The organism is Catenovulum sediminis, from assembly GCF_007289895.1.
In the GTDB taxonomy this organism is placed as follows: domain Bacteria; phylum Pseudomonadota; class Gammaproteobacteria; order Enterobacterales; family Alteromonadaceae; genus Catenovulum; species Catenovulum sediminis.
Genome location: NZ_CP041660.1, coordinates 2,171,781 through 2,195,610 on the forward strand (window position 1 = coordinate 2,171,781; position 23,830 = coordinate 2,195,610).

Consider the following 23,830-nt stretch of genomic DNA (forward strand, 5'->3'; position numbering starts at 1 on the left):
ATCGTTGATTGGTATTGTATGCTGGGGGCATCGTTAATGCAGATAAATCCACTTTGGGACTTGTACCAAAATGTCGTCTTTGAATTAGAACAACCCCTTGGCGAACAATTAGATTTTGCAATTGTCACCGCGTTTAATCCAAGAGGTTTGAATCTAACTTTAGGCCATAATCAGACGTTAGACAGAGCTTTGTTGGCTGATATTGAAAAATTAGGTGTGCCATACCGTAGGCTATTCGGTTGTGCACCGGACAAATCTCACATTGAAGCGAGCTGGGCTATCGCCACAGATAAAGAAACCGCTTGTAAACTTGCATCTAAATATCAACAAAATGCGATATATTGGGTGGAAAGCAATTTTTTGTATTTAACGCCTTGTTTATTAGAAGGATATGCCGAAATGTGTTTAGGTAAATATCCTGATTTTGTTACATACGTAGAGCTAAGCTCACTATCTTCGAGCAAAGTGCTTTCAAGCTAAGTGCCTTCAAGCGCAATCAATTACCGTTAAGCAGTTTAAAAAACGTTTCACGAGTTAATCCGAAGCGTTCAATAGTCAATGTTAGTTTTTGTTCCTGTTGCTCAGATAAAGGGCTATCAGAAGATTTTCCGGCGAGCTCGTAAAAATCTGCCAAACACAAACATAGCGCCTTGTTTTTTAGTTTTGGTTGCGAAGTATTGATCGAGCGAATAATTTTATGCGGACAAATATTTTCGGGTTGTATGGTGACGCAGGGCTCGTGCGCCATAACTCTATCAGTTAGAGTTAACAGACACACGGCCGCAAACGCCGACAAAACGCGTTTATTAAGGTGCAATACTGCGATAAAGCGCTTCATATTTCATTGCAGAATCATGCCAGTTAAACTTGCTTTGCATTGCTTTTTTACGAATAAACTCAAAAGTTTGGGGATATTCGTGATAAAACAGTAAAGCTTTTCGTACACAGTTTAAAAGTTCCTCACTGTCAGGACGATTAAACACAAAACCGTTGGCTTCAGCAGGATCAGCCTCCAAATCTTTTACAGTATCTTTTAATCCGCCGACCGCTCTGACAATAGGTAAAGTACCATATGCCAAAGAGTACATCTGATTTAAACCACAGGGTTCAAACAATGACGGCATCAAAAAGAAATCACTTCCGGCCGTGATCAAGTGAGAGAATTTCAAACTGAAATCGTGTAGAAAGTAAAATTTACTTCTATGTTTATCACTAATCGCCTGAATTTGACTCACTAAATTTGGATCACCAGTGCCGATCATCACTATTTGAACATTGTGGTGCAAGATATTCTCAAGGATGGGGATTAAGTAACCAAACCCTTTTTGATCCGTGATACGGCAAACCATGCCAATTAATGGAATATCACCATCAACCGGCAGGTGGCTTTGTTGTTGTAAGTTAGCCTTACAGAACGCTTTGCCGCTCATGTTCTCGACCGTGTACTGTGACGGAATTAATGGGTCGTGCGCAGGATCCCATTGGCTATAATCACAGCCGTTAATAATTCCCAGCATATCAGCTGAGCGATTCCTGAAATAATCTCCCATGTGGTGAGAGCCCAAGTCGGTTTGTAGTTCTTGCGCGTAACTCGGACTCACAGCTACAATTTTGGTGGCGTATTTAACGGCAATTTTTAAGTAGTTCACCAAACCATGATGGACATCTTCATGGTCAACACCACTTTTAGCTAAAAATGGCACACTGTCTAGATGAAACACACCTTGGAATGCACCATTGTGAACAGACAATACGGTTTTAGCGGAAGCTAAAAATGCGTTGTCAGACCAGTGTTTTTTTAGATAATAAGGGATCAATCCAGTATGCCAGTCATTACAATGGATAATATCGCACTTGAACTCAAGCAACTGAGCGAGATGCAATGCTGCCATGCTGAAAAAAGCATAACGCTCACCATTATCATCGTATGCTTCATAGCCGTCACTATAAATGCCTTTTCGATCAAAATAAGCAGGGTAGTCAACTAGATATATAGTGACACCATGCAATTCGACCGACTTAACATTATATTTATAAGTTTGCTCGCCTGCGTGTAATTCAACGCCGGTTAAAACATCTTTGGCATTTTCTACATTGTTACTGGTCTGGTAAAAAGGCGTAACGATTCTGACATCGTGACCGACCTTTTTAAAAGATACGGGCAGGGCTTTGGCTACATCAGCCAAGCCCCCTGTTTTGGCAAGATCTTCTACTTCCGATGAGACAAATAAAATATTCATTGTAATCAGTCGTCAAATCCTACTCGAGTACCTTTTGGTACAGTAACAATACCCTCTGCTGAAATCGTAAAACCACGTTTTTCGTCGGCTTCATGATTTACGCCAATTTCAGTACCGGGCGCTACTTCAACGTTTTTGTCTAAAATAGTGCGGTGGATTGTACAGCCTTCACCAATCAAGTTATTGCCCATAATAACACTTTCAGTGATAGATGAATTCGGTTCTATCAATACTTCAAAACCCAGAACTGACTTATGCACTTTAGAGCCTCGAATAACACAACCAGACGCAATTGAACTATCTGTTATTTGATTGGCTTCACCTTGTTCACAACTGTATATCTGTGCTGCGGGTACGGTCGGGTGATATGTACGCATTGGCCACTTAGGATTGTACAAATCCAGCGCGCTATCAGCATCTAACATGTCCATAGAAGCTTGCCAGTAAGAGTCGATCGTACCTACATCACGCCAGTAGAAGGGGTCTCCTTTCTCGCCCGGAATTTTGTTGTTAGCAAAATCGTAGACATAGACATTACCTTCACGCATCAGTTGTGGGATAATGTTTTTACCGAAATCGTGTGAAGAGTTTGGATCTTGGGCGTCTTCTTTTAACACTCTGTATAAAACGTCAGGGTCAAACACATAGTTGCCCATTGAAATCAACGCTACATCCGGATTCCCTGGCAGTGACTTAGGTTTAGCTGGTTTTTCTTCAAAACCGACCAGTCGACCTTCATCATCTATTTCCATTACACCGAATTGATGTGCTTCTTCAATTGGCACCCGAATTGCTGCAACCGTCAGATCCGCTTTTTTATTATTATGGAAATCTGTCATCTGACGAACATTCATTTTATAGATGTGGTCACTACCGAAAATAACAACTTGGTCCGGATCGTGAATTTCTATTAATCGAATATTTTGGTAAATCGCATCCGCTGTGCCTTCATACCACCTTTTACCCATTCGCATTTGCGCTGGAATAGGGTCAATAAAATGGTCTGTCAAGCCAGAAAAGTGCCATGCTTGCCTTAAATGAATATTGAGTGATTGAGATTTGAATTGTGTTAAGACGTAAATCTTAAGCAAGTCAGAGTTAACAAAGTTATTTAAAACGAAGTCAATAAGTCGATATTGACCTGCGAATGGAACGGCTGGTTTAGTTCGGGTTTCGGTCAATGGGAATAACCTTGTACCCGCACCACCAGCTAATATCATCGATAAGATCCCTGCCATAGTCGTGCCTTGATAAAGTTATGTAGACTAATGTTTCAGTGTACTTGCTAATTATTGGCTAAACACTACTCGGTATAGTCAAACCGCTAACCGAATAATAGTCAGTTTACAACTAGCACGAGCCTGAAGACTTCAGTCTAGATTGAGGTTAACGATTGTAAGCACAATAAACTTTAAATTTATTGTCCTCTACTACCACTTCTATCAAATCAAAATGGTTTTGTAAAATATGAGGGTATTTTAAAAATCGGTTTGCAACCAAATATAAACAACCTCCCGGTTGTAACACTTCTTTGCACCTTTTAATAAAAGCCTCAGTTATATGGTAGTCTATTTTTAATCCTGTGTGGAAGGGGGGATTACTAAAAATCCAACGATACTTTGATGAAATTTTCTTTAAACCATCAGAAAGCACCACATGTCCTACCAGTTCGTTGCATTTTAAGGTCATTTTACTCGCTTCAACAGCAATAGCATCAATATCTGTTAAAGTTATATTATTGACGTTTTCATAGTATTTTTTTATGTAGCTCCCAATGACGCCACAACCACAAGCAAAATCTAAAACCTCACCTTCGATATTATCCGGTAAGTGTGTCAGCAATAGTCTGGTCCCGTGATCTAATTCGCGATGGCTAAAAACGCCCGGCATACTGGCCACTGTTATTGGCTTATTGCCTACTTGGTATTCAACATATTCCTCTTTCAATGCTTCACTGTAATCTTCTTTTTGAGTAACCGCTTGATACAATATGCAGTGCTTACCGGAAGCTAGTTTTTGAATGTTGGTTAGAACGCCAGAAGCGAATTTAGGCAAGGTTTTTATACCACTTTTATTGTCACCAACAATGTACAACAATGTATTATCCGCTAATATTTGAGACAGTTGGCGAAATAACCAAAGTGCTTTTTCTTTGGCTTTAGGAAAAAAAACCACTGCACATTGATATGTGTCGCAGGGGCTTGAAGGATATAAAAAATATTCTTTTTGGGGGCCACATATATCTCTAAATTTCCAGACATGACAGGGTTGGAGTTGTGGCAACATTAAATCTGTAGAATCGATAGGATCAACCAATAAGCAGTGCTCGTTTAGTTGTGCTTCTATCGATTTGACTAATAATTGACTAGCTAGTGAAGGTTTAGACATGTTATATAAGTTCTTTTATAGGCCTAGTTGTTTAGGATAATAGCGATATTATATTCATGAAACAGATTGGACGCTGGTTTTTTATCAGTTTTTTACTTGGCGCAGCTTGTTTAATTGCATTTGCGTATGCAATTCAGTCACACCTTACTGAATATTTTCAGCGAGAAAAGCAACAGCACTTAGTCGCTCAGGTTGAACTGGCTTATTCGCAGGTACAGGATATAGTGCAGCAGGAGCTCGCTGAGTTGAGTGTTTGGACTGAGCATCCTTTGGTTCTTGAATTTGCAAAACACCAACTGACGCTGAGTCAAAAAAACGCTGGAGCTTCACCATCTCTAAGAGAAATGGATTATCTTGCTTTTTTAATTGAAAATGGCGTTTTGGTCGATAGTCATTATCACAACACGTTTATTTTTTCTGCTTCAGGTAAACAATTGTGGCAAGCAGAAAGTACTTATTCTACTTTGCATATTGAACAAGCGCAAAAGAAAATGTGGCTTGAGCAATTATCCACTGGTAAACCCACCGCATTATTTTTGACGGAAAAGGTATTATCCAGTATTTTTTTTCCTGTTTTGTATTCAGTCCCAATTGTTGAAAATGGCGTCGTTATCGCGATCCTAGCGTTAGAGCTTAATCAAGCTCAGCGATTAACTATGGTGCTAAATGCAGCGCGTTTATCTGGCCAAGGGACGGTGCATATATATAATGCTGATCGTCAGGTTGTCTTAGCAAGTCAAAATGCGGATAACCTCGGGGAGCGGTTGCCTCATCAACTTGCATTACCCACTTCAGATAAAAAAGTAACCGATCAGAATGAGCTTTATTTATTCGCCAGTGAATGGCAAGAAATGAGAGGGTTTGGTATTTCAATCGACTTACCGCGCCAAATTGTGAATCGCGACCTGAAGAAGATTCAACTGGGCATTCTGGTATTAGTCTTCTTTTCCTTTCTGGTTATGTTGATCCTAATTTTCGTGGTTAATGTGAGCCGTGAACGAATTCGCAGTAAGCAAGCGAGTATTTTAAAACATCAAGATAGGCTGATGCATGTGCAGGCCTTAGCACATGTTGCTTGTTTAGAAATTAATAATAAAAATGGCGAGATAGAATGGTTCAGTGGATTTGAGTTTTTAGGTGATCTGTATCAACAAAAAAATAATAATCCGAAAAGCTTATTAAAAAAATTATCGGAATTCGAGAAGCGAAAAATTTTAAATACGCTTCTTCGTGTACAAAAAACACAACAACAAGCGACTGCCGAAGTGTTTTATACACATCGAGGTCAACAAAAATATTTTTCGCTTAAATTTTTTCCACAAAATATCGAATTGCGAACCAGTTCGACTTTAATTTTAATTAACGATATAACAGAGCAAAAGCTTCAGCAAAAAGAAGCACTGCAAGCCGAAATTGAATATCGAGATTTAATTTTACAAAGCGCCCATGATGGTATCGTCAGTGTAAATTCACTCGGCAAAGTTACTCTATGTAATAGTGCAAGCAGCAACATGCTGGGTTTTAGCAAAAACGAAATGCTTGATTTAAGTTTATATCGTTTAATTGAAGAGCCTAGTGAGCGATCGCTAGCCGAGTACGCACCTTGTATTGTTGCAGGTCGTAGAAAACAGCCTGTCTCTGGTCAGTTTTGGTTTCGTCGTAAAAATGGCTCAATATTTCCCTCAGAATGTCGCGTCAATCCGATCATCAGAAATGGTGAGGCAGTGGGGGCCGTTTATTTGTTTCACGATATATCTGAGCAGCTCAAATTTGAACGTGAGCTTAAAGAACGAGAGCAAAGGTTTAGGCGTATTATCGAAGGAACTTCTGACGCGACATTTGAGTGGGATATGCTAGAAGATAGCCTGCATTGGAATGCGCGTTTTTGGGAGATACTTGGCTATTCATACGAAAGCGCGCAAAAAAATTCGGAGTGTTCACATTTATGGCAAGAAACAGTCGTTAAAGACGATTTGGAGTATTTTATTTGTGCCATGCAAGCACACTTGGTATACAACGAAAATTTTGATGTTGAATTTAGAGCTCGCAAAGCTGACTCTGATATTATTTGGCTTAGAGCACGAGGGCAGGCAATCAAAGAGAATGGACGTTTCATATATATGTCCGGCACTATCTCTGATATCTCAAACATAAAGGCCGCAGAGCGTGATAAAAGTGTGCTTGAAGAGCAGCTTAGACATGCACAAAAAATGGAAGCCATCGGCCAACTGACTGGTGGCATTGCGCATGACTTTAACAACATATTGGCTTCGGTATTAGGCTATGCCGAATTGGTGCAGGATTGTATTGAACTGGAGCGCCCTGAAAAAATTGACAGTTATGTTGAACAAATTATTCAATCTGGCGAACGTGCGAGGGATTTAATTCGCCAAATGATGGTATTCAGTCGCAAAGATAATCAAGAGGTTGAGGCTATTTGCTTAACTAAAATTCTGAACGAAACCTTATCTATGGTACGTCCTTTAATTCCAAGTACAATTGATATTCAAGTTTCTCTAAACGCAGAATGTCGTATTGCTGCTAATGCTATCCAGCTACAGCAAATACTCATGAACTTAGCAATAAACGCTAAAGATGCAATGCCAGACAAAGGTAAATTATTTATATCAACCGAGTTTGTTGAGCCCACAGAACGCTTATGTTCTTCCTGTCATAATGTGTTCAACCAGAATATGGTGAAAATTAGTGTCGCGGATACCGGTTCAGGTATTGACGCTGAAACATTAAAGCGTGTGTTTGACCCTTACTTTACCACCAAAGGGCTTGGTGATGGTTCAGGTATGGGGCTGTCTATTGTACATGGCATAGTCCACCAGTTAGGTGGTCATGTGCAGGCTCGCAGTGAAATAGGTGGAGGGAGTGAGTTTGATTTGTATTTTCCAATTGCGGATTTGACAACTCAAGATAAGGTTGAAATATTGCCACTTGTCAACAAGCGAGAGTCTGCTCAGACAAGAATATTTATCGTTGACGATGAGCCATCTATCGTTGAGTTTTTAACAGAAAAACTGATTATGAACGGCTACCAAGTAACGGGCTTTATGCACAGTCATGCTGCATTAGAGGCAATTCAACAACCAGACTGTGAATGTGATATCTTAATCACAGATCAAACCATGCCAGAGCTTAAAGGGGTTGAGTTGGTTGTTAAAGCGAAACAAGCTCAGCCAAACATCATTGCAATTTTAATGACGGGATACAGTGAAACATTGAGTGAAGATGTTGCGCTCAACAAAGGTGCATATGCGCTTATCAGTAAGCCGATTGACAGCAGTGAGCTGCTTGTACTTTTAGCACAAAGCGTTGCACAAAGTGGTAAACTGCAAAACGAACATATCAAATAACCAATTCGATTATGGGATTTGCTTAGATTGCATTATTCTAAGCATATAATTTTATGAACACTTTATGACAAAAGAAGCGAGTGCCATGTCAGAACATAGATTGACTCACTTAAAACAGCTTGAAGCTGAATCTATTCACATTATACGTGAAGTTGTAGCCGAGTTTGATAATCCGGTTATGTTGTATTCTATCGGTAAAGATTCTTCGGTCTTATTGCATTTAGCCCGTAAAGCATTTTATCCGGGTAAAATTCCATTTCCGCTGTTACACGTAGATACGACTTGGAAATTCCGTGAAATGGTGGAATTTCGTGATCGTATTGCCAAAGAATACGGTTTTGACTTGTTAGTACACATAAACCCAGACGGTTTAGCGATGAATGTTGGACCATTTACGCATGGTAGTGCTAAGCATACTGACATCATGAAAACGCAAAGTTTGAAGCAAGCATTGAACAAATATGGTTTTGATGCCGCTTTTGGAGGTGCACGTCGTGATGAAGAAAAATCTCGTGCTAAAGAGCGTGTTTACTCATTCCGTGATCGCAATCATAGATGGGATCCGAAAAACCAACGCCCTGAATTATGGAATATCTATAATAGTAAAATAGATAAAGGCGAAAGTATTCGCGTGTTTCCGTTATCAAACTGGACAGAATTAGATATTTGGCAGTACATATACCTAGAAAATATTGATATTCCTTCATTGTATTTCGCGAAAGAACGTCCTGTTGTTGAGCGCGATGGCGTGAAAATTATGGTAGATGATGATCGCATGCCATTAGAGGCGGGTGAAAAACCTAAGATGGAAATGGTTCGTTTCCGTACACTAGGGTGTTATCCGTTAACGGGTGCAGTGAACTCAGAGGCAACTACATTACCTGAAATTATTCAGGAAATGTTACTAACTTCAACTTCTGAACGTCAAGGACGCGTGATAGACAGTGATTCTTCGGGTTCAATGGAGAAGAAAAAAATCGAAGGTTACTTCTAAAAACGGATTCAATAGCATGGCTACAGTAAAATATTATGACGTTTTTAATGGGGATGCCGACGGCATTTGTGCCCTGTTGCAACTGCGCTTGGCGCAGCCGCAAAACTCAGAATTAATTACCGGTGTTAAGCGCGATATAAAATTGCTGAATAAACTAGAAACTAAAGTCGGTGATCAAGTTACCGTGCTAGATCTTTCTATGGATAAAAACAAAAGTGGTTTGTTGCATGCATTAGATGCCGGTGCGCACGTATTTTACTGTGATCACCACTTTTCAGGTGAGATTCCGCAGCATCCAAAGTTAACAAGTTTGATTGATACAGCGGCCGATACTTGCACCAGTTTATTGATAAATGAGCACTTGGCTGGACGCTATGTTAATTGGGCTATCGTTGCTGCTTATGGCGACAATATGTTAGTGGCTGCAGATCAGTTGGTTGAACAGCAAGGTTTAGATGCAGAGCAGAAAGACACTTTAAAGCAGCTGGGCATTGCGATTAATTACAATGGTTATGGTGCAACTGAAGACGATTTACATTTCCATCCGGCAGAGTTGTTTAAAGCTTTGTTGGCCTATCCAGACCCATTGGATTTAAAGCGCGAAAATGCACAAATATACCTTCAACTAATTGCGAATTACCAAGCTGATATGGCGAAAACGCAAGATGCTAAAGTGGTTGCGCAAAGCGCTGCTGGCGGTATTTATTTATTGCCAAATGAAGCTTGGGCAAGAAGGGTATCAGGTGTTTGGGGCAATGATTTGGCCAATCAATCACCTGATATAGCACATGCTGTTTTAACGGATTTACCACAAGGCGGTTTCCTAGTTTCAGTTCGGGCGCCAAAAAATAGGGCGTCGGGTGCAGATGAACTTTGTATGAAGTTTGAAACAGGTGGTGGCCGTAAAGCGGCTGCTGGCATCAATATGTTGCCAACTGACGAATTATCAAGATTTATCGCTGAGTTTGATCAGCAATTTACAGTTTAAGAGGAATTCTTATGTCGCATCAGTCTGAACTGATTGAAAAAGATATTTTGGCCTATTTGAAAGAGCATGAAAATAAAGAATTATTGCGCTTTTTAACTTGTGGTAGCGTTGACGATGGTAAAAGCACACTAATTGGCCGTTTATTGCATGATTCAAAAATGATTTATGAAGACCAGTTAGCGGCTATCACCAAAGATAGTAAAAAGTCAGGTACTACTGGTGATGAAGTTGATTTGGCGCTATTGGTTGATGGTTTGCAGTCTGAACGTGAACAAGGGATCACGATTGATGTTGCTTATCGATATTTTTCAACTTCAAAACGCAAATTTATTATCGCGGATACACCTGGTCATGAACAATATACGCGTAATATGGCAACGGGTGCTTCAACTTGCGATATGGCGATCATTTTGATCGATGCTCGTGCGGGTGTTAAAACGCAAACACGTCGTCACAGTTTTATTGTTTCATTGTTGGGGATTAAGCACGTTATTGTAGCAATCAATAAAATGGACTTGGTTGATTACAGCGAGGAAGTCTTTAATCAAATTAAAGAAGATTATTTGGATTTTGCACAAGAGCTTAATATTCCGGATATTCGCTTTGCCCCTTTGTCTGCCCTTAAAGGTGATAATGTTGTAAATAAAAGTGCAGATATGGCCTGGTATCAGGGTGAGACTTTGATGCAGATGTTGGAAAGTGTACAAATAGTTGCAGATCGTAACTTAAGCGACTTCCGTATGCCGGTGCAATATGTTAACCGTCCACATTTAAATTACCGCGGTTTCGCTGGAACAGTGGCGTCAGGTATCATTCGCAAAGGTGATTCAATTACAGCGTTGCCGTCTGGTAAAACTTCCAAAGTTAAATCTATCGATACATTTGACGGCGAAATTGAAGAAGCATTTTCGCCTATGTCAGTTACCTTAACTCTAGAGGACGAGATAGATATTAGCCGTGGTGATGTGATTGTGGCTTCTGACAGTGTTCCCAAAGTGACCCAATCGCTTTCTGCACACATTGTATGGATGGCAGAAGATGCTATGCAGCCAGGTAAAGTGTATGACTTTAAAGTTGGCACAAAAACTACCAGCGGTCAGATCAGTAATTTAGACTATGGTATCAATGTTAATACCATGGCACATGAGAAAAATGAATCTTTATCGCTAAATGAAATTGGTGTTTGTGAAGTTCAATTAAATGCACCAGTTGTGGTTGAGCAGTACGATAAAAACAGAGCTTTGGGTAGCTTTATCATTATCGACCGCTTAAGCAATATTACAGTCGGTGCTGGTATGGTCATTCAGGCAACTGAATCTGAAGGACAACAAGCCCAGTTCTCAGAGTTTGAATTAGAGTTAAATCAACTTGTCCGTAAACATTTCCCTCATTGGCAGGCAATTGATTTACGAGAGCTACTTAAATAACTTCTGAGTTGCTGTATGTACATGGAACAGGCTGCTGTCGCAGCCATTTTTATTGGCACCATTGGCGCGTTGGTGTTTTCGCACTGGCGTGCTGCCAATATTTTTAGTGCTGCCTTATTATGCTTGTTTGCGTTACAAATCAGTACGGTGCAAACCAGCTTAGAAAAAGCAGTTAACCCTGGGGTGGTCACCTTGTTAGCACTTATGCTGGCATCTAGAGCATTAGAGCGCACTTCATTGCTAAAGTTGTTTGCTCGACACGCACTTGAAAAAAACGAAACCCGAACTCTGATTAAACTAACGGGCTTATCGGCACTCGCTTCTTCATTTTTAAATAACACTGCTGTTGTCGCCGCTTTGTTGAGGCCGATTAAAAATCAAAATAAAGTACCCGCCTCTAAATTATTAATTCCTTTAAGTTATGCAGCCATATTGGGCGGTACAACAACCTTAATCGGTACCTCGACGAATATGGTCGTGAATAGCTTTTGGATGGACACAGGGAACCCATCCCTTAGCTTTTTTGCATTTTTTCCGGTTGGCATTGCTTTGCTGGGTTGTGGGCTGGTTGTAATGTTGTTAAACCGCTACATGTTACCGACCATACATGTTCGTGAAGAACAAAAACAATATTTCGTTGATATTAAAGTTATGCCTGAATCGCCGTTGGTTGGTAAAAGCATTAGCGATAATCATTTACGAAACCTGAACAGTTTTTTCTTAGTAGAGATTATTCGCCGTGGTCAATCAATCGCGCCTGTGAGACCTACGCATATTATTGAAGCCGAAGATAGACTGGTGTTCAGTGGTGAAATTAACCATATCGAAGAATTGCAAACCTTACCCGGCGTTAAACTCTTTGCAGAGCATAGTGGGTTGATGAGTGATAACTTAGTTGAAGTCGTGCTTGCCAGTAACTCAGGGTTAATCGGAAAAACGCTTAAATCAGCAGGCTTTAGGGCTATGTTTGATGCTGCTGTGGTAGGTCTCAAACGTAATGGTTTAAGTGTACCGGGAAAATTGGGTGAAATTATCCTAAAAGAAGGGGATAACTTACTGCTAGCAGCTGGACGGGATTTTAGAAGCCGTAAAAACCTAGATAAACATTTTATTCTAGTGACAGATGTGGTCGTGGAACAACCATTGAGTCTAAAAGCGAACTGGGGCGTAATTGGCGGTTTTTCTTTGGTGATGGTTGCAACCATATGCCAGTGGGTTAGCTTATTGCAAGGTCTGGTTTTTTTTATCGCAGCTTGTTTGGCAACAAAAGTCGTTAAATCAGCTGAATTAAAAAGGCTTTTTCCATTTGATTTATGGATTATCATAACTGCAGCATTAACAATGGCTGATGCGATGATATCATCAGGATTAAGTGCCACTTTAGCAGAAAGTTTGCATTCAACTTTTAGTGAGCAATCTGTTTGGTTTGCCTTTCTGGGTATCCTGTTAGTGACAGTTGTTTTAACCGAGTTGGTGACAAATAATGCTGCTGCTGCGTTGATGTTCCCATTAGCAATTAGCCTAGCCGAAAGTTTTTCAGTTAATCCGCTGAGTTTTGTAATGGCAGTTGCTTTTGGCGCAAGTGCCAGCTTTTTAAGTCCTTACGGATATCAGACAAACTTGTTGGTATTTAATACAGGCGGCTATAAATTTATTGATTTTGTTCGGTATGGGCTTCCGCTGACCATTGTCTATATCAGCATTACCGCATTGCTGGTTCCATATTTCTTTCCGTTTTAAGGTTTTTAGTTATGAATGAAAATATTGTTTGGCATCCTAGTGAAGTGGATAAGCAACAAAGAGCAAAACAGAAAAAACAAAAACCATGTATTTTATGGTTCACTGGTTTAAGTGGTTCGGGTAAATCGACAGTTGCGAATGCTGTTGAAAGTAAATTGTTTGAAGCTGGGTTACATTCGTATTTATTAGATGGTGACAACGTCCGTCATGGTATTAATAAAGATCTGACATTCAGTGATGAAGACAGAGTCGAAAATATTCGACGCATTGGTGAGATTAGTAAACTTTTTGTAGATTCTGGTTTAATTGTTTTAACAGCGTTCATTTCACCGTTTCAGGCTGATCGTCAAATGGTGCGAGACCTTGTCGAAGCCGGTGAGTTTATCGAAGTGTTTATTGATACACCGATAGAAGTTTGTGAACAGCGTGATCCTAAAGGCTTGTACAAAAAAGCAAGACAAGGTGAGATCAAACATTTCACCGGTATCGATTCACCTTATGAAGCGCCGTTAAATCCTGAAATAACCGTTAAAACAGCCGAACTTAATATCGAAGAATGTGCAGATTTTGTATTGCAGCATTTACGTGACAGAGGTTACATAGGTTAGTTTTTAGGTGCGTTATCGGACACAACTTTAGTTTTAATGAAGTTGTGTTCTGCTTTTGATTGTTCGTCAGTATGCCGCCCTGTAACAAACCAATATCCGAGTCTTGGATTTAATTTTAAATGTAAAACTGTGTATCGTGCTTAGTGGTCGGTGTTTTTTAAGTGGTTGTCGTCCTAAAGGAGCGACCTACAATTCGTGCAAAGCTCAAAGCTCAAAGCTCAAAGCTCGAAGCTCAAATGTAGGTCGGACTTTAGTCCGACAAAAGCAGGATGCACAGGTGGCAGACTAAAATGTTGTTCCTAATGGAGCTACCTACAATTCATGCAAAGCTCAAAGCTCAAAGCTCAAAGCTCAAAGCTCTAAATTTCCGAAATTGCTTGTCATTTAACCAGTTCCCTAGTAGACTTCGCGCCCTCAATTCAGTCAAATATTAACGTTCCTTGCCTCAATAGACAGTTTGACTGAGCTGTTCTCGGGGCTAACTAACCGTAAGGAGCACCTATGCGTCATTACGAAATCGTATTTATGGTTCACCCGGACCAAAGCGAGCAAGTTGCTGGCATGATCGAGCGCTATCAAGGCATTATCGATTCAGCTGGTGGCAAAACTCACCGTTTGGAAGACTGGGGTCGTCGTCAATTAGCTTATCCAATCGAAAAGCTGCACAAAGCACACTATGTTTTGATGAATGTTGAAGCGCCTACTACTGCAATTGAAGAATTGGAAACTGCTTTCCGTTTCAACGATGCGGTATTACGTAACATCATCATGCGTACCAAAACTGCTGTAACTGAAGCTTCGCCTATGGGCAAGAAAGAAGAAAGCAGCCGTGGTCGTAGTGAAAAAGCTGAAGAAAACAGAGCTGAAGCCGCTGAATAAGCGTGTTTGAAAACAGCCTGATTATTGCCGGTAAAATTGTTAAACCGCCGGTTCGCTCAATCAGCCCTGCTGGCGTGCCGCACTGCCATTTTGTTTTGGAACATGTTTCACAGCAATATGAAGCGCAAATGCCCAGACGAGTTTGGTGTCGAATTAAAGTGGTTGCGAGTGGTCTGGCAATGCAGCAACAAACAGAAATTTTGCAGTCTGAGTCAAATATAAGAGTTCATGGTTTCATTCAGCGTCAAGAAAGCGCTAATGGTATCGCCCAACTTGTATTACATGCTCAGAACATTGAAAAATTAGATTAGGAGAAGCCAATGGCTCGTTATTTTAGACGTCGCAAGTTTTGCCGTTTCACGGCTGAAGGCGTAAGCGAAATCGATTATAAAGATATCGCTACTTTAAAAAACTATGTCACTGAAAGTGGCAAAATCGTACCAAGCCGTATCACAGGTACCAGTGCAAAGTATCAACGTCAATTAGCACGCGCAATCAAACGTGCTCGTTATTTGGCATTGTTGCCTTACACTGATCTACACGCTTAATCGCCGTTTTAATAGTTTAAAGGTAGCAAGATGGATATCATTCTTCTCGATAAAATTGCCAACCTGGGTACGCTAGGCGACCAGGTATCTGTAAAAGCTGGTTATGCACGTAACTTTCTTTTCCCTCAAGGAAAAGCGGTTCCTGCAACCAAAGCTAATGTTGAACATTTCGAACAACAGCGCGCTGAATTGGAAGCTAAATTAGCTGACGTTTTAGCTGCAGCTCAAGCTCGTGCAGAAAAAATTGCTGAATTAGGTACTGTTACTATTGCTTCTAAAGCAGGTGACGAAGGTAAATTATTCGGCTCAATCGGTACGCGTGACATTGCTGACGCAATTTCAGCTGCTGGCGTTGAAATTGCTAAATCTGAAGTTAAATTACCAACGGGTACTATCCGTAACACGGGTGAATTTGACATCGACTTACAATTACACGCAGACGTAACATCAACTATCAAGCTAGAAGTTATTGCTGAAGCTTAAAGCTTGATACCCTGTACCCAAGATTCAAGAGTTAAAAGCACCGTCTTGCTGGACGGTGTTTTTGTATCTGACGCTTAGAAAATCATTTCAAATTTTTGTAAAATGTTATACCATTACATTCTTAACGAATGGCGAGTAAACTATGCAAACAAACTTAAATCGTAATAACTGGTTAGACAAATTTGGTGTGGCTGCGACTTCGTTGTGCGCCGTACACTGTATTTTTTTACCTGTTTTATTGCCGTTGTTGCCTATTATGGGATTAGGTTTTGTAGGTGAAGAAGCATTTGAACATACGGTTTTATTGATTACGATGGCTATTGGTTTTATTGCAATCTTTTCTGGTTTTCACCGCTATCACCGAAAACTTTACCCATTTTATTCGCTTGCCTTGGGTGGCGTTGTATACGCCAGTAAAGACCTGTTAGGCGAAGCTGCTCACCCATATGTAATTGCTATCGGAGCCAGTTTGATTGTGTTAGCACATATCATGAATATTCGTTTGTGCCGAAGCTGTAAAAGCTGCTAAAAAAACACTCAATTCCTCGAAATATCTAAAGAGCTGACCTAGACTTTAAGCAAAAATGAGCTTATCTGTTGCGCTAGGTAGATTCTTTGAAAAAAAAAATTATCCATATACAAAAAAAGCTGACGCTATGTGTCCGCTTGTTGCTGCTGCTAGTGGCATTTACCATCACTGCGTGCAATTTTTATTTATTCTATGCACTAGATCAGCAGGACGAATACGCTTATTACATTAATTTAGCGGGTAAACAACGTATGTTGTCTCAGCGGATAGAGTTGCATTATTTAAGGTTGCAGCAGCAAAACAACCATTTTCTAGTCGTTGACATACAAAAGTTACAGAGTTTGCTTTTGCAATTACACGCAGCGCATGAACTGTTAATACAGCAAAGTGTGATGGATTTATTAAGTGATCCTTACCAAGCTAAACTCAATCATTTATATACAGATAAATCAAACGGTATCAATAAATTATTACTCGATTATACCGAGAGTATTTTTCCAGCAGAAGGTCAGTTAGGGCAAATAAGTGCCAAGCAAGATGCACTTAATCAAGGTTTATTGAATGCATTTGACCAAGTAGTGGATTTATACCAACATCAAGCGCAGAAAAATATTAGCCATATTAAATTAGCGGTGACTATTTTTATTTTCTCGTTTTTACTTTTGCTTTATCTTTGCTATCGATACTTCTTTTTCCCGCTGTCACGTCAAGCAACAAGTGCGCTGCATAAAGAAATGCAAGCGTTACAAACAGTTACGCGAGAACGAGATGTATGCACCGCTGAAAACTTAAGTAAAAGTGCCTTGTTATTTCGTATCAGCCATGCCTTGCGAGGATCATTGAATGGCGTGCTGGGTATGTTGCATTTATATAGACAGCAACCTTCTAATAGAGAGCTGCTGGTAAAAGCACAGCAGTCTGCACTGAATATGCTAGATATCTTAAACACGGTAACGGATTATGCAGAATTAGAACAAGACCAAGGCAACTTGCGTATGAGCCGTTTTTGCTTGAGCGAGTTGCTAGCGCACATCAGAGATGAGTTTAATTCACTTGCTAGCAAAAAAGGGATTGAGTTTGAATTAACGATATCGCCGAGTGTGCCATATGAAATCGAAGCCGATCAAAACGTCTTGTTACGTATCTTGCGACAATTGTTAAATAATGCCGTGCAATATACAGAATGTGGCGAGGTTGCGTTATTTGTTAACTTGGGTGAATCTAACGAGTTGTCATTACATATACATGATACTGGGGTTGGGATTACAGACAGTGAATTACAGAGATTAAAATCAGGTGGGGTCAATAGATTACAGAAAAGGCAACAAAATCAAAAAAATACCGGTATTGGTTTAACCATTGTACATCGGTTAGTATCGCTGTTAGGGGGTAAAATTGAAATTAACAGTGTTTTGGGGCAGGGAACGGATGTGTATCTGCAGTTACCCTATAGCACAGTTCAATCTAACTTAAAATTGAGCGCTAAAGATTGTAGTCAGTTGCGAGCTGGCAATTACTTTTTATTGAGTCGCGATCCTGCTTTAGTTCACTTTTATCAATCGGTATTACAAGGTTTTAAATGTCCGATGCGCCAGCTTGATCCGCTTAATATCGATGAAATTGAAAATAATTCAAACGTCATCTTAGACTTAAGATATGCAGATCTTGTCAATCCTGAAAATAACGCCATAGTCCCCCTTATCAAGGTCCACACCGATTTTAATTTACCGCCTAAGAAAGGCATAATTGCTAGATTCCCCAATGCGATACAGTTGTTGCAAGCCATATTAGAACAACAGCCTACAGCGGTTTCTAACCAAAAGTGGCCCGGGAAAAAAGTTTTAGTGGCTGAAGACAATGCGGTTAACCAGGAAGTTATTGTCAATTTATTACAGCAAAACGAGCTTGATGTGACAATTGCGTCGAATGGTTTGCTGGCCGCTGAAATCGCAATTAAACACTCGTTTGACATCATTTTAATGGATATACAAATGCCAGTATTAGATGGTGTGGAATGTACCCGAAAGCTCAGAGAGTCAGGTATTAATACACCTATTATTGCGTTAACAGCGCATAGTTTTCGAGCAGATGAAAAACTGTGCTTTGAAGTTGGGATGGATGGATTTTTAAGCAAACCGCTTGATCCCGAGAAATTAAACAGGATGTTAAGTCGATTTTTAAGCGAATAAATAGGTTTGAAAGAAAAATCGTGACAGATTTTAGTTTTTTCGCATTGAATCAATTGAGTTTGTTTGCTCATGTGACAAGTTTGTGAAAGAATCAGTACATATAGCAAGATTTTAGATGTGAGTTAAAACGTGATTGATGCCGATGGTTATCGTGCCAATATCGGCATAGTGATATGTAACAGATATGGCCAAGTGTTTTGGGCTAGACGTTACGGGCAGCATTCTTGGCAATTTCCACAAGGTGGTATGGATCCGGGAGAAACTCCTGAACAAACCATGTACCGAGAACTCTACGAAGAAGTGGGATTGCGCGAGCAAGATGTGGAAATTATGTATTTTACCCGAAACTGGCATAAATACAGATTACCGAAACGTTTAATCCGAAAGGATTCAAATCCAGTGTGTATCGGGCAAAAACAAAAGTGGTTTTTATTGCGTTTGCGCTGTGCAGAAAGCGATGTGAACTTACTGAGTTCCAATCACCCTGAATTTGATGAATGGCGTTGGGTAAGTTATTGGTATCCGGTGCGCCAGGTTGTATCTTTTAAGCGCGATGTTTATCGAAAGGTGATGAAAGAGTTCGCGCCAATTGCTATGCCTCATAAACGGCCTAATAAAGAAAACAAAAAACGGAGATTCAACCGTAGATGTTAACAACACTGAAGCGCATTGTAGATGAGGTTAACCGCCAGCCGGTGCTTGAAAAAGCACTGGAAAGTGTGGCTAAGCTTGCAAAAGATGCAATGCACACAGAGTGTTGTTCAATTTACTTGGCCGACGAAGAAAACAAGCATTATTTGCTAATGGCAACAGATGGATTGTCACAAAGTGCTGTCGGCTCAGTCGCAATCGGTTTTGATGAAGGCTTAGTCGGGTTAGTCGGTAAAAAAGAAGAACCTGTAAACATTGCGAATGCCAGAACGCACCCTCGATTTTTGGTGACCCCGCAAGTTTTAGAAGAGTCTTATAACTCTTTTTTAGGTGCACCTATAATACATCAGCGGCATGTTGTTGGGGTTATTAGTGTACAGCACTCCAGGCATCAAGTGTTTGACGATAGTCAAGTGGCTTTTTTGGTTACACTTGCCGCTCAACTTGGTTCCGCAATTGCCCACGCAGAAGCCCGAGAAGCGTTAGATCGCACAGAAAGCCCAGCACTTAAATCCAGAGCTCGCGCGCTACGGGGCGTCGCGGGTTCAAATGGTATTGCGTTGGGTAAAGCCTATGTCATTCAACCGCAAATCAGTTTTGCTTCAATTGTGCCAAGGCGCACGCATAATATCGGGCGCGAAATTGTTCGTTTTAAGCAAGCTGTCAAAAAAACTCAGCAAGAATTAAAAGTCTTATCAGGCAAGATGACCCTCATTTTGCCAAGTGACACTTCAGCTATATTTGATGTTTATAATCATATGCTTAACGATGATTTGCTGGGGGAAAAGGTTCAGAATCAAATCCACAATGGCTGGAATGCAGCAACCGCATTAAAAATTGTTATTGAGGATTTGTGCAGCGAGCTTGGGCAAATGGAAGACAGCTATATTCGAGAGCGAATAACGGATATTCGGGATATAGGGCAGCGCGTACTCACCAATTTAATCAAGAAGGAAATGCTGAGTCGTCCTATACCAGATAACTTAATATTGGTAGCGGAAGAAGTGACCGCTTCGATGTTGGCGGAAATTCCCAGAGAAAAATTAAACGGAATTTGCTCGGTGCGGGGCTCTAATAATTCGCATGCAGCGATATTAGCACGCGCACTTGGTATTCCGGCAGTCATGGGGCTTGAAGACTTACCACTGACTAACTTAGATGGTAGAGATACCATTTTAGACGGTTACAGTGGGCAGGTGTTTTTTAATCCTGATGCGGTCATTACCAAAGAATATAAAGTCTTATTGGTTGAAGAGAAAGAGTTAGATGCGTTGGTACAAAGCATCGCCACTGAAAGTGCTTGTACGCGTGATGGGACTCGCGTTTCACTGAATATTAATACCGGTTTGGCCGCTGATTTTGAGGTAGTTCGAGGTATAGATGCCGATGGTATTGGTTTGTATCGTACCGAAATTCCCTTTATGGTTCGTAATTGCTTCCCGTCTGAACAGGAGCAATGCGAGTTATACGAAAAAGCACTGGATGCTTATCCGGGCAAACCTGTCAATATGCGAACATTGGATGTTGGCGGCGACAAACCCTTACCATATTTCCCGATAAAGGAAGATAATCCTTTTTTAGGGTGGCGTGGTATTCGCATGACACTTGACCACCCAGAAATTCTATTGGTGCAGGTGCGAGCGATGTTAAAAGCCAATATTGGGCGGGGCAATTTACAGATATTATTACCAATGGTCACCTCTGTACAGGAGGTTGAAGAATGTTTGCGTTTGATTAATCAAGCATATGCAGAATTGTGTGAAGAATATCAGTGTGAAGTCCCTAAACCTAAAATTGGCGCTATGCTAGAAGTGCCTGCCGCAATTTACCAAATTGGTTTATTGTCTCGTCTTGTCGATTATTTTTCTGTCGGCACCAACGATTTAACACAATACTTATTGGCTGTTGATCGTAATAACGCTCGAGTCGCAAGCCTCTACGACTATTATCACCCTGGGGTTATTGAAGCACTTCACTATATTGCTAAACAATGCAAAAAATACAATGTACCGGTCAGTGTTTGTGGCGAAATGGCGGGTGAACCGATTGGCTTACTGTTGCTCGTATCTATGGGGTATAGAAATTTCAGTATGAGTGCGCAAAACCTGTTAAAAGCAAAATGGGTGCTTAAGCATATTTCGCTTGAGGAAGTCGAAAGTTTGTTACAGCAAACCAGTCAAGTTGCCTGTCCACAGCAAATTAAAAATTTAGTTGCACAAAAACTGGATGAACTGGGCCTTGGTGGTTTTATCCGAGCCGGTAAATAGTCATAATAGGCGCTATACAATAATTATTGAAGCGTGAGCCATGGATTTAATGTTTGCCGCTATATTTTTAGCGACTGGAGTCATCGCAGGGATCTTAGCTGGATTTCTTGGGATTGGGGGCGGACTTGTCGTTGTTCCTCTACTGTCTGTTGTTTTACCTTGGGTTGGTATCGCACCAGAGAAAGTAATGGTAATTGCCGTTGGTACTTCACTCGCGACCATCGTTTTTACTGCTATTTCATCAACATATAGCCATCGAAAAAATAATAATGTCGTTTGGCCTGCCGTTTTTAGTCTATTTCCTGGGCTCATGTTTGGGGCCATGTTGGGCGCAACACTTGGTTCACAAATGGACAATAATAGCTTAGCTATCATTTTTGGTGGCTTTTGCGCATTTTTATCTATTTATGTGATCTTTGGCAAACGCTACGTTCGGCCAGTCGCTGACTATGGGCATAGTCGAGGGTGGTTATCACTCATTGGCTTTTTCACCGGTCTCATTTCTAGTCTAGTTGGTATTGGCGGTGGCACCATGTTGGGTCCTGCACTTATTTGGCTGGGTTTGGAAGCGCGCAGGGCTGTTGGAACTTCTGCAACTTGTGGCTTACTAATAGCTGCATTCGGTTCGTTAAGTTATGTGATTAATGGGGCAAACGAAATTAATATGCCAGAGTATACGATTGGATATATATACTTGCCGGCATTTTTTGGCATTATAGCGACCTCAGTTCTTTTTGCACCATTAGGGGCTAAAATGGCAACTTTCTTTTCAGAGCGAGTTATTCGAACCTGTTTGGGGATCGCCCTGGCCGCCTCAGCAGTAAAAATGTTTTTCAGTATTTAAAAGTGGAGTTAAAACGTGGGTGAATTTTGGCAGTTTCCAGCGATCGACCCAGTCATAGTTGAGCTAGGTCCAATTGCTTTACGATGGTATGGATTGATGTATTTAATTGGTTTTGCTGGTGCTATGTACTTGGCCAATCGCAGAGCAAAAGAAAAAAGCTGTTTATGGACGCAGGAACAACTGAGCGACATGTTGTTTTATGGTTTTTTAGGGGTCGTGTTAGGTGGCAGAATTGGCTACGTATTTTTCTACCAATTTGATACCTTTATCGCAGACCCCTTATATTTATTTAAAATTTGGACGGGTGGCATGTCCTTCCATGGTGGATTTTTAGGCGTTGTGGCGGCGATGTTTTGGTTTGCAAGAAAAACGAATACCGGCTTTTTACAGGTTGCTGATTTCATAGCTCCGTTAATTCCGCTTGGTTTAGGCGCCGGACGTATCGGTAACTTTATTAATGCCGAATTATGGGGACGGCAAACCGATGTGCCATGGGCCATTATTTTCCCCAATGCTGGTGGTGTGCCGCGCCACCCATCACAGTTGTATGAGTTTTTTCTTGAAGGGGTTGTTTTATTTATACTGTTAAACTGGTATCGACGTAAACCGCACCCGACAGGAGCAATAGCGGCTGTTTTTGCAGTCGGTTATGGTAGCTTCCGGTTTATCGTTGAGTATTTCAGAGAGCCAGATGCCCACCTACAGGACTTTATGGGTGGTTTTATGACAATGGGGCAATTGTTATCTTTACCTATGGTGATTGTCGGCATTGCAATATTGATATACGGTTACAAATCTCAAAAGCGCAATCAACAGGTTGAACAAGCATGAAACAATATCTCGATTTAATGCAGCATGTGCTGGATAAAGGTACAACAAAAACGGATAGAACCGGAACCGGTACAATTAGTGTATTTGGTCATCAAATGCGATTTGACTTAAGTGAGGGGTTTCCTCTGGTAACCACAAAAAAGTGTCATTTACGTTCTATTATTCATGAGCTTTTGTGGTTTATAGCGGGCGATACCAATATCAAATATCTAAATGATAATGGTGTGAAAATCTGGGATGCTTGGGCGACACCAGAAGGAGAGTTAGGGCCAGTGTATGGTGCGCAATGGCGTAGTTGGCCAACGCCGGATGGTACGCAAATCGATCAGTTAGCAGAAGTGATCAATCAAATAAAAAATACACCCGATTCTCGGCGGTTAATTGTCAGTGCATGGAACCCCGCGGTCTTGCCAGATACCTCTATTTCACCTGATGCAAATGCTGCGCAGGGAAAACAAGCATTACCGCCGTGTCACACATTGTTTCAGTTTTATGTAGCTGACGGTAAACTCAGTTGTCAGCTCTATCAGCGCAGTGCTGATATTTTTCTAGGGGTACCGTTTAATATTGCAAGCTATGCTTTGTTAACCATGATGGTGGCGCAGGTGTGTGAATTACAACCAGGTGATTTTGTTCATACATTAGGTGATGCACACCTGTATTTAAACCATTTAGAGCAAACTAAACTACAATTAAGCCGAACGCCGAGAAAATTACCGACTATGAAGATTAACCCTGCGGTAAAGTCGATCTTTGATTTCAAGTTCGATGATTTTGAGTTAGAAGGATATGACCCACATCCACATATTAAAGCGCCAATTTCCGTATGATGTAATGTTATGATGTAATGTATAAAGGA

21 protein-coding genes are annotated in these 23,830 nt (G+C 40.7%); 18 read left to right on the top strand and 3 right to left on the bottom strand.

Annotated features, from left to right (window positions below; genetic code table 11):
* Positions 1-36: 36 nt before the first annotated feature.
* Entirely contained in the window at positions 37-480 is a 444-nt protein-coding gene (locus tag FNT16_RS08875; RefSeq protein WP_246072182.1) for a DUF3293 domain-containing protein, read from the top strand.
* A 326-nt stretch (positions 481-806) separates the two neighbouring features.
* Here the strand turns inward: FNT16_RS08875 and glgA are convergent, their stop codons facing one another.
* From glgA to FNT16_RS08890, 3 genes are all read right to left on the bottom strand, one after another.
* Positions 807-2,240 carry a glycogen synthase GlgA gene (glgA, locus tag FNT16_RS08880; RefSeq protein WP_143871254.1) on the bottom strand — a complete coding sequence of 478 codons (1,434 nt, stop codon included), beginning with the start codon at positions 2,238-2,240 and terminating at the stop codon, positions 807-809.
* Positions 2,241-2,245: 5 nt separating this feature from the next.
* Positions 2,246-3,478, bottom strand: a complete 1,233-nt coding sequence (gene glgC / locus FNT16_RS08885; RefSeq protein ID WP_143871255.1) for a glucose-1-phosphate adenylyltransferase — start codon at positions 3,476-3,478, stop codon at positions 2,246-2,248.
* 148 nt (positions 3,479-3,626) lie between these two features.
* Positions 3,627-4,556: a methyltransferase gene (locus FNT16_RS08890; RefSeq protein WP_246072183.1), complete on the bottom strand. Its 930-nt coding sequence runs from the start codon at positions 4,554-4,556 to the stop codon at positions 3,627-3,629.
* A gap of 128 nt (positions 4,557-4,684) precedes the next feature.
* On the opposite strand from FNT16_RS08890, the gene FNT16_RS08895 reads away from it, so the two are divergent.
* From FNT16_RS08895 to FNT16_RS08975, 17 genes are all read left to right on the top strand, one after another.
* Entirely contained in the window at positions 4,685-7,993 is a 3,309-nt protein-coding gene (locus tag FNT16_RS08895) for a hybrid sensor histidine kinase/response regulator (RefSeq protein ID WP_143871257.1), read from the top strand.
* Positions 7,994-8,057: 64 nt separating this feature from the next.
* Positions 8,058-8,987: a sulfate adenylyltransferase subunit CysD gene (gene cysD, locus FNT16_RS08900; RefSeq protein ID WP_281281826.1), complete on the top strand. Its 930-nt coding sequence runs from the start codon at positions 8,058-8,060 to the stop codon at positions 8,985-8,987.
* Positions 8,988-9,003: 16 nt separating this feature from the next.
* Complete coding sequence (locus tag FNT16_RS08905; protein WP_143871258.1) at positions 9,004-9,975, top strand: DHH family phosphoesterase; 972 nt, start codon at positions 9,004-9,006, stop codon at positions 9,973-9,975.
* 11 nt (positions 9,976-9,986) lie between these two features.
* Entirely contained in the window at positions 9,987-11,402 is a 1,416-nt protein-coding gene (gene cysN / locus FNT16_RS08910; RefSeq protein WP_143871259.1) for a sulfate adenylyltransferase subunit CysN, read from the top strand.
* A 15-nt stretch (positions 11,403-11,417) separates the two neighbouring features.
* On the top strand, positions 11,418-13,142 hold the full coding sequence (locus tag FNT16_RS08915) for an SLC13 family permease (RefSeq protein WP_246072185.1): 1,725 nt from the start codon (positions 11,418-11,420) through the stop codon (positions 13,140-13,142).
* A gap of 11 nt (positions 13,143-13,153) precedes the next feature.
* Positions 13,154-13,750 (top strand): adenylyl-sulfate kinase, encoded by a 597-nt coding sequence (cysC, locus tag FNT16_RS08920; protein WP_143871260.1) that lies wholly within the window; start codon positions 13,154-13,156, stop codon positions 13,748-13,750.
* 501 nt (positions 13,751-14,251) lie between these two features.
* Positions 14,252-14,629, top strand: a complete 378-nt coding sequence (rpsF, locus tag FNT16_RS08925; RefSeq protein WP_143871261.1) for a 30S ribosomal protein S6 — start codon at positions 14,252-14,254, stop codon at positions 14,627-14,629.
* A 2-nt stretch (positions 14,630-14,631) separates the two neighbouring features.
* Entirely contained in the window at positions 14,632-14,940 is a 309-nt protein-coding gene (gene priB, locus FNT16_RS08930; RefSeq protein ID WP_143871262.1) for a primosomal replication protein N, read from the top strand.
* Between the two features lie 9 nt (positions 14,941-14,949).
* Entirely contained in the window at positions 14,950-15,177 is a 228-nt protein-coding gene (gene rpsR / locus FNT16_RS08935; RefSeq protein WP_143871263.1) for a 30S ribosomal protein S18, read from the top strand.
* 30 nt (positions 15,178-15,207) lie between these two features.
* A complete protein-coding gene (gene rplI, locus FNT16_RS08940; protein WP_143871264.1) occupies positions 15,208-15,660 on the top strand; it encodes a 50S ribosomal protein L9 in 453 nt (150 codons plus the stop codon).
* Positions 15,661-15,802: 142 nt separating this feature from the next.
* Positions 15,803-16,189, top strand: coding sequence for a MerC domain-containing protein (locus FNT16_RS08945; RefSeq protein WP_143871265.1), 387 nt, complete (start codon positions 15,803-15,805; stop codon positions 16,187-16,189).
* Positions 16,190-16,275: 86 nt separating this feature from the next.
* A complete protein-coding gene (locus FNT16_RS08950) occupies positions 16,276-18,378 on the top strand; it encodes a response regulator (RefSeq protein ID WP_143871266.1) in 2,103 nt (700 codons plus the stop codon).
* Positions 18,379-18,507: 129 nt separating this feature from the next.
* Positions 18,508-19,032, top strand: a complete 525-nt coding sequence (gene rppH / locus FNT16_RS08955; protein ID WP_143871267.1) for an RNA pyrophosphohydrolase — start codon at positions 18,508-18,510, stop codon at positions 19,030-19,032.
* Positions 19,026-21,296, top strand: coding sequence for a phosphoenolpyruvate--protein phosphotransferase (ptsP, locus tag FNT16_RS08960; RefSeq protein WP_143871268.1), 2,271 nt, complete (start codon positions 19,026-19,028; stop codon positions 21,294-21,296). The genes rppH and ptsP overlap by 7 nt, the downstream gene beginning before the upstream one ends.
* 40 nt (positions 21,297-21,336) lie before the next feature.
* Complete coding sequence (locus FNT16_RS08965) at positions 21,337-22,140, top strand: sulfite exporter TauE/SafE family protein (RefSeq protein ID WP_143871269.1); 804 nt, start codon at positions 21,337-21,339, stop codon at positions 22,138-22,140.
* Positions 22,141-22,155: 15 nt separating this feature from the next.
* Positions 22,156-22,971, top strand: coding sequence for a prolipoprotein diacylglyceryl transferase (gene lgt / locus FNT16_RS08970; protein ID WP_143871270.1), 816 nt, complete (start codon positions 22,156-22,158; stop codon positions 22,969-22,971).
* A complete protein-coding gene (locus FNT16_RS08975) occupies positions 22,968-23,801 on the top strand; it encodes a thymidylate synthase (RefSeq protein ID WP_143871271.1) in 834 nt (277 codons plus the stop codon). The genes lgt and FNT16_RS08975 overlap by 4 nt, the downstream gene beginning before the upstream one ends.
* The last annotated feature ends 29 nt before the right edge of the window (positions 23,802-23,830 follow it).

What these genes read in the sequence shown, in the direction of transcription:
- FNT16_RS08875 (WP_246072182.1), top strand. Translation starts at nt 37, where the DNA reads ATGCAGATAAATCCACTTTGGGACTTGTACCAAAATGTCGTCTTTGAA.
- glgA (WP_143871254.1), bottom strand. Translation starts at nt 2,240, where the DNA reads ATGAATATTTTATTTGTCTCATCGGAAGTAGAAGATCTTGCCAAAACA.
- glgC (WP_143871255.1), bottom strand. Translation starts at nt 3,478, where the DNA reads ATGGCAGGGATCTTATCGATGATATTAGCTGGTGGTGCGGGTACAAGG.
- FNT16_RS08895 (WP_143871257.1), top strand. Translation starts at nt 4,685, where the DNA reads ATGAAACAGATTGGACGCTGGTTTTTTATCAGTTTTTTACTTGGCGCA.
- cysD (WP_281281826.1), top strand. Translation starts at nt 8,058, where the DNA reads ATGACAAAAGAAGCGAGTGCCATGTCAGAACATAGATTGACTCACTTA.
- FNT16_RS08905 (WP_143871258.1), top strand. Translation starts at nt 9,004, where the DNA reads ATGGCTACAGTAAAATATTATGACGTTTTTAATGGGGATGCCGACGGC.
- cysN (WP_143871259.1), top strand. Translation starts at nt 9,987, where the DNA reads ATGTCGCATCAGTCTGAACTGATTGAAAAAGATATTTTGGCCTATTTG.
- FNT16_RS08915 (WP_246072185.1), top strand. Translation starts at nt 11,418, where the DNA reads ATGTACATGGAACAGGCTGCTGTCGCAGCCATTTTTATTGGCACCATT.
- cysC (WP_143871260.1), top strand. Translation starts at nt 13,154, where the DNA reads ATGAATGAAAATATTGTTTGGCATCCTAGTGAAGTGGATAAGCAACAA.
- rpsF (WP_143871261.1), top strand. Translation starts at nt 14,252, where the DNA reads ATGCGTCATTACGAAATCGTATTTATGGTTCACCCGGACCAAAGCGAG.
- rpsR (WP_143871263.1), top strand. Translation starts at nt 14,950, where the DNA reads ATGGCTCGTTATTTTAGACGTCGCAAGTTTTGCCGTTTCACGGCTGAA.
- rplI (WP_143871264.1), top strand. Translation starts at nt 15,208, where the DNA reads ATGGATATCATTCTTCTCGATAAAATTGCCAACCTGGGTACGCTAGGC.
- FNT16_RS08945 (WP_143871265.1), top strand. Translation starts at nt 15,803, where the DNA reads ATGCAAACAAACTTAAATCGTAATAACTGGTTAGACAAATTTGGTGTG.
- ptsP (WP_143871268.1), top strand. Translation starts at nt 19,026, where the DNA reads ATGTTAACAACACTGAAGCGCATTGTAGATGAGGTTAACCGCCAGCCG.
- FNT16_RS08965 (WP_143871269.1), top strand. Translation starts at nt 21,337, where the DNA reads ATGGATTTAATGTTTGCCGCTATATTTTTAGCGACTGGAGTCATCGCA.
- FNT16_RS08975 (WP_143871271.1), top strand. Translation starts at nt 22,968, where the DNA reads ATGAAACAATATCTCGATTTAATGCAGCATGTGCTGGATAAAGGTACA.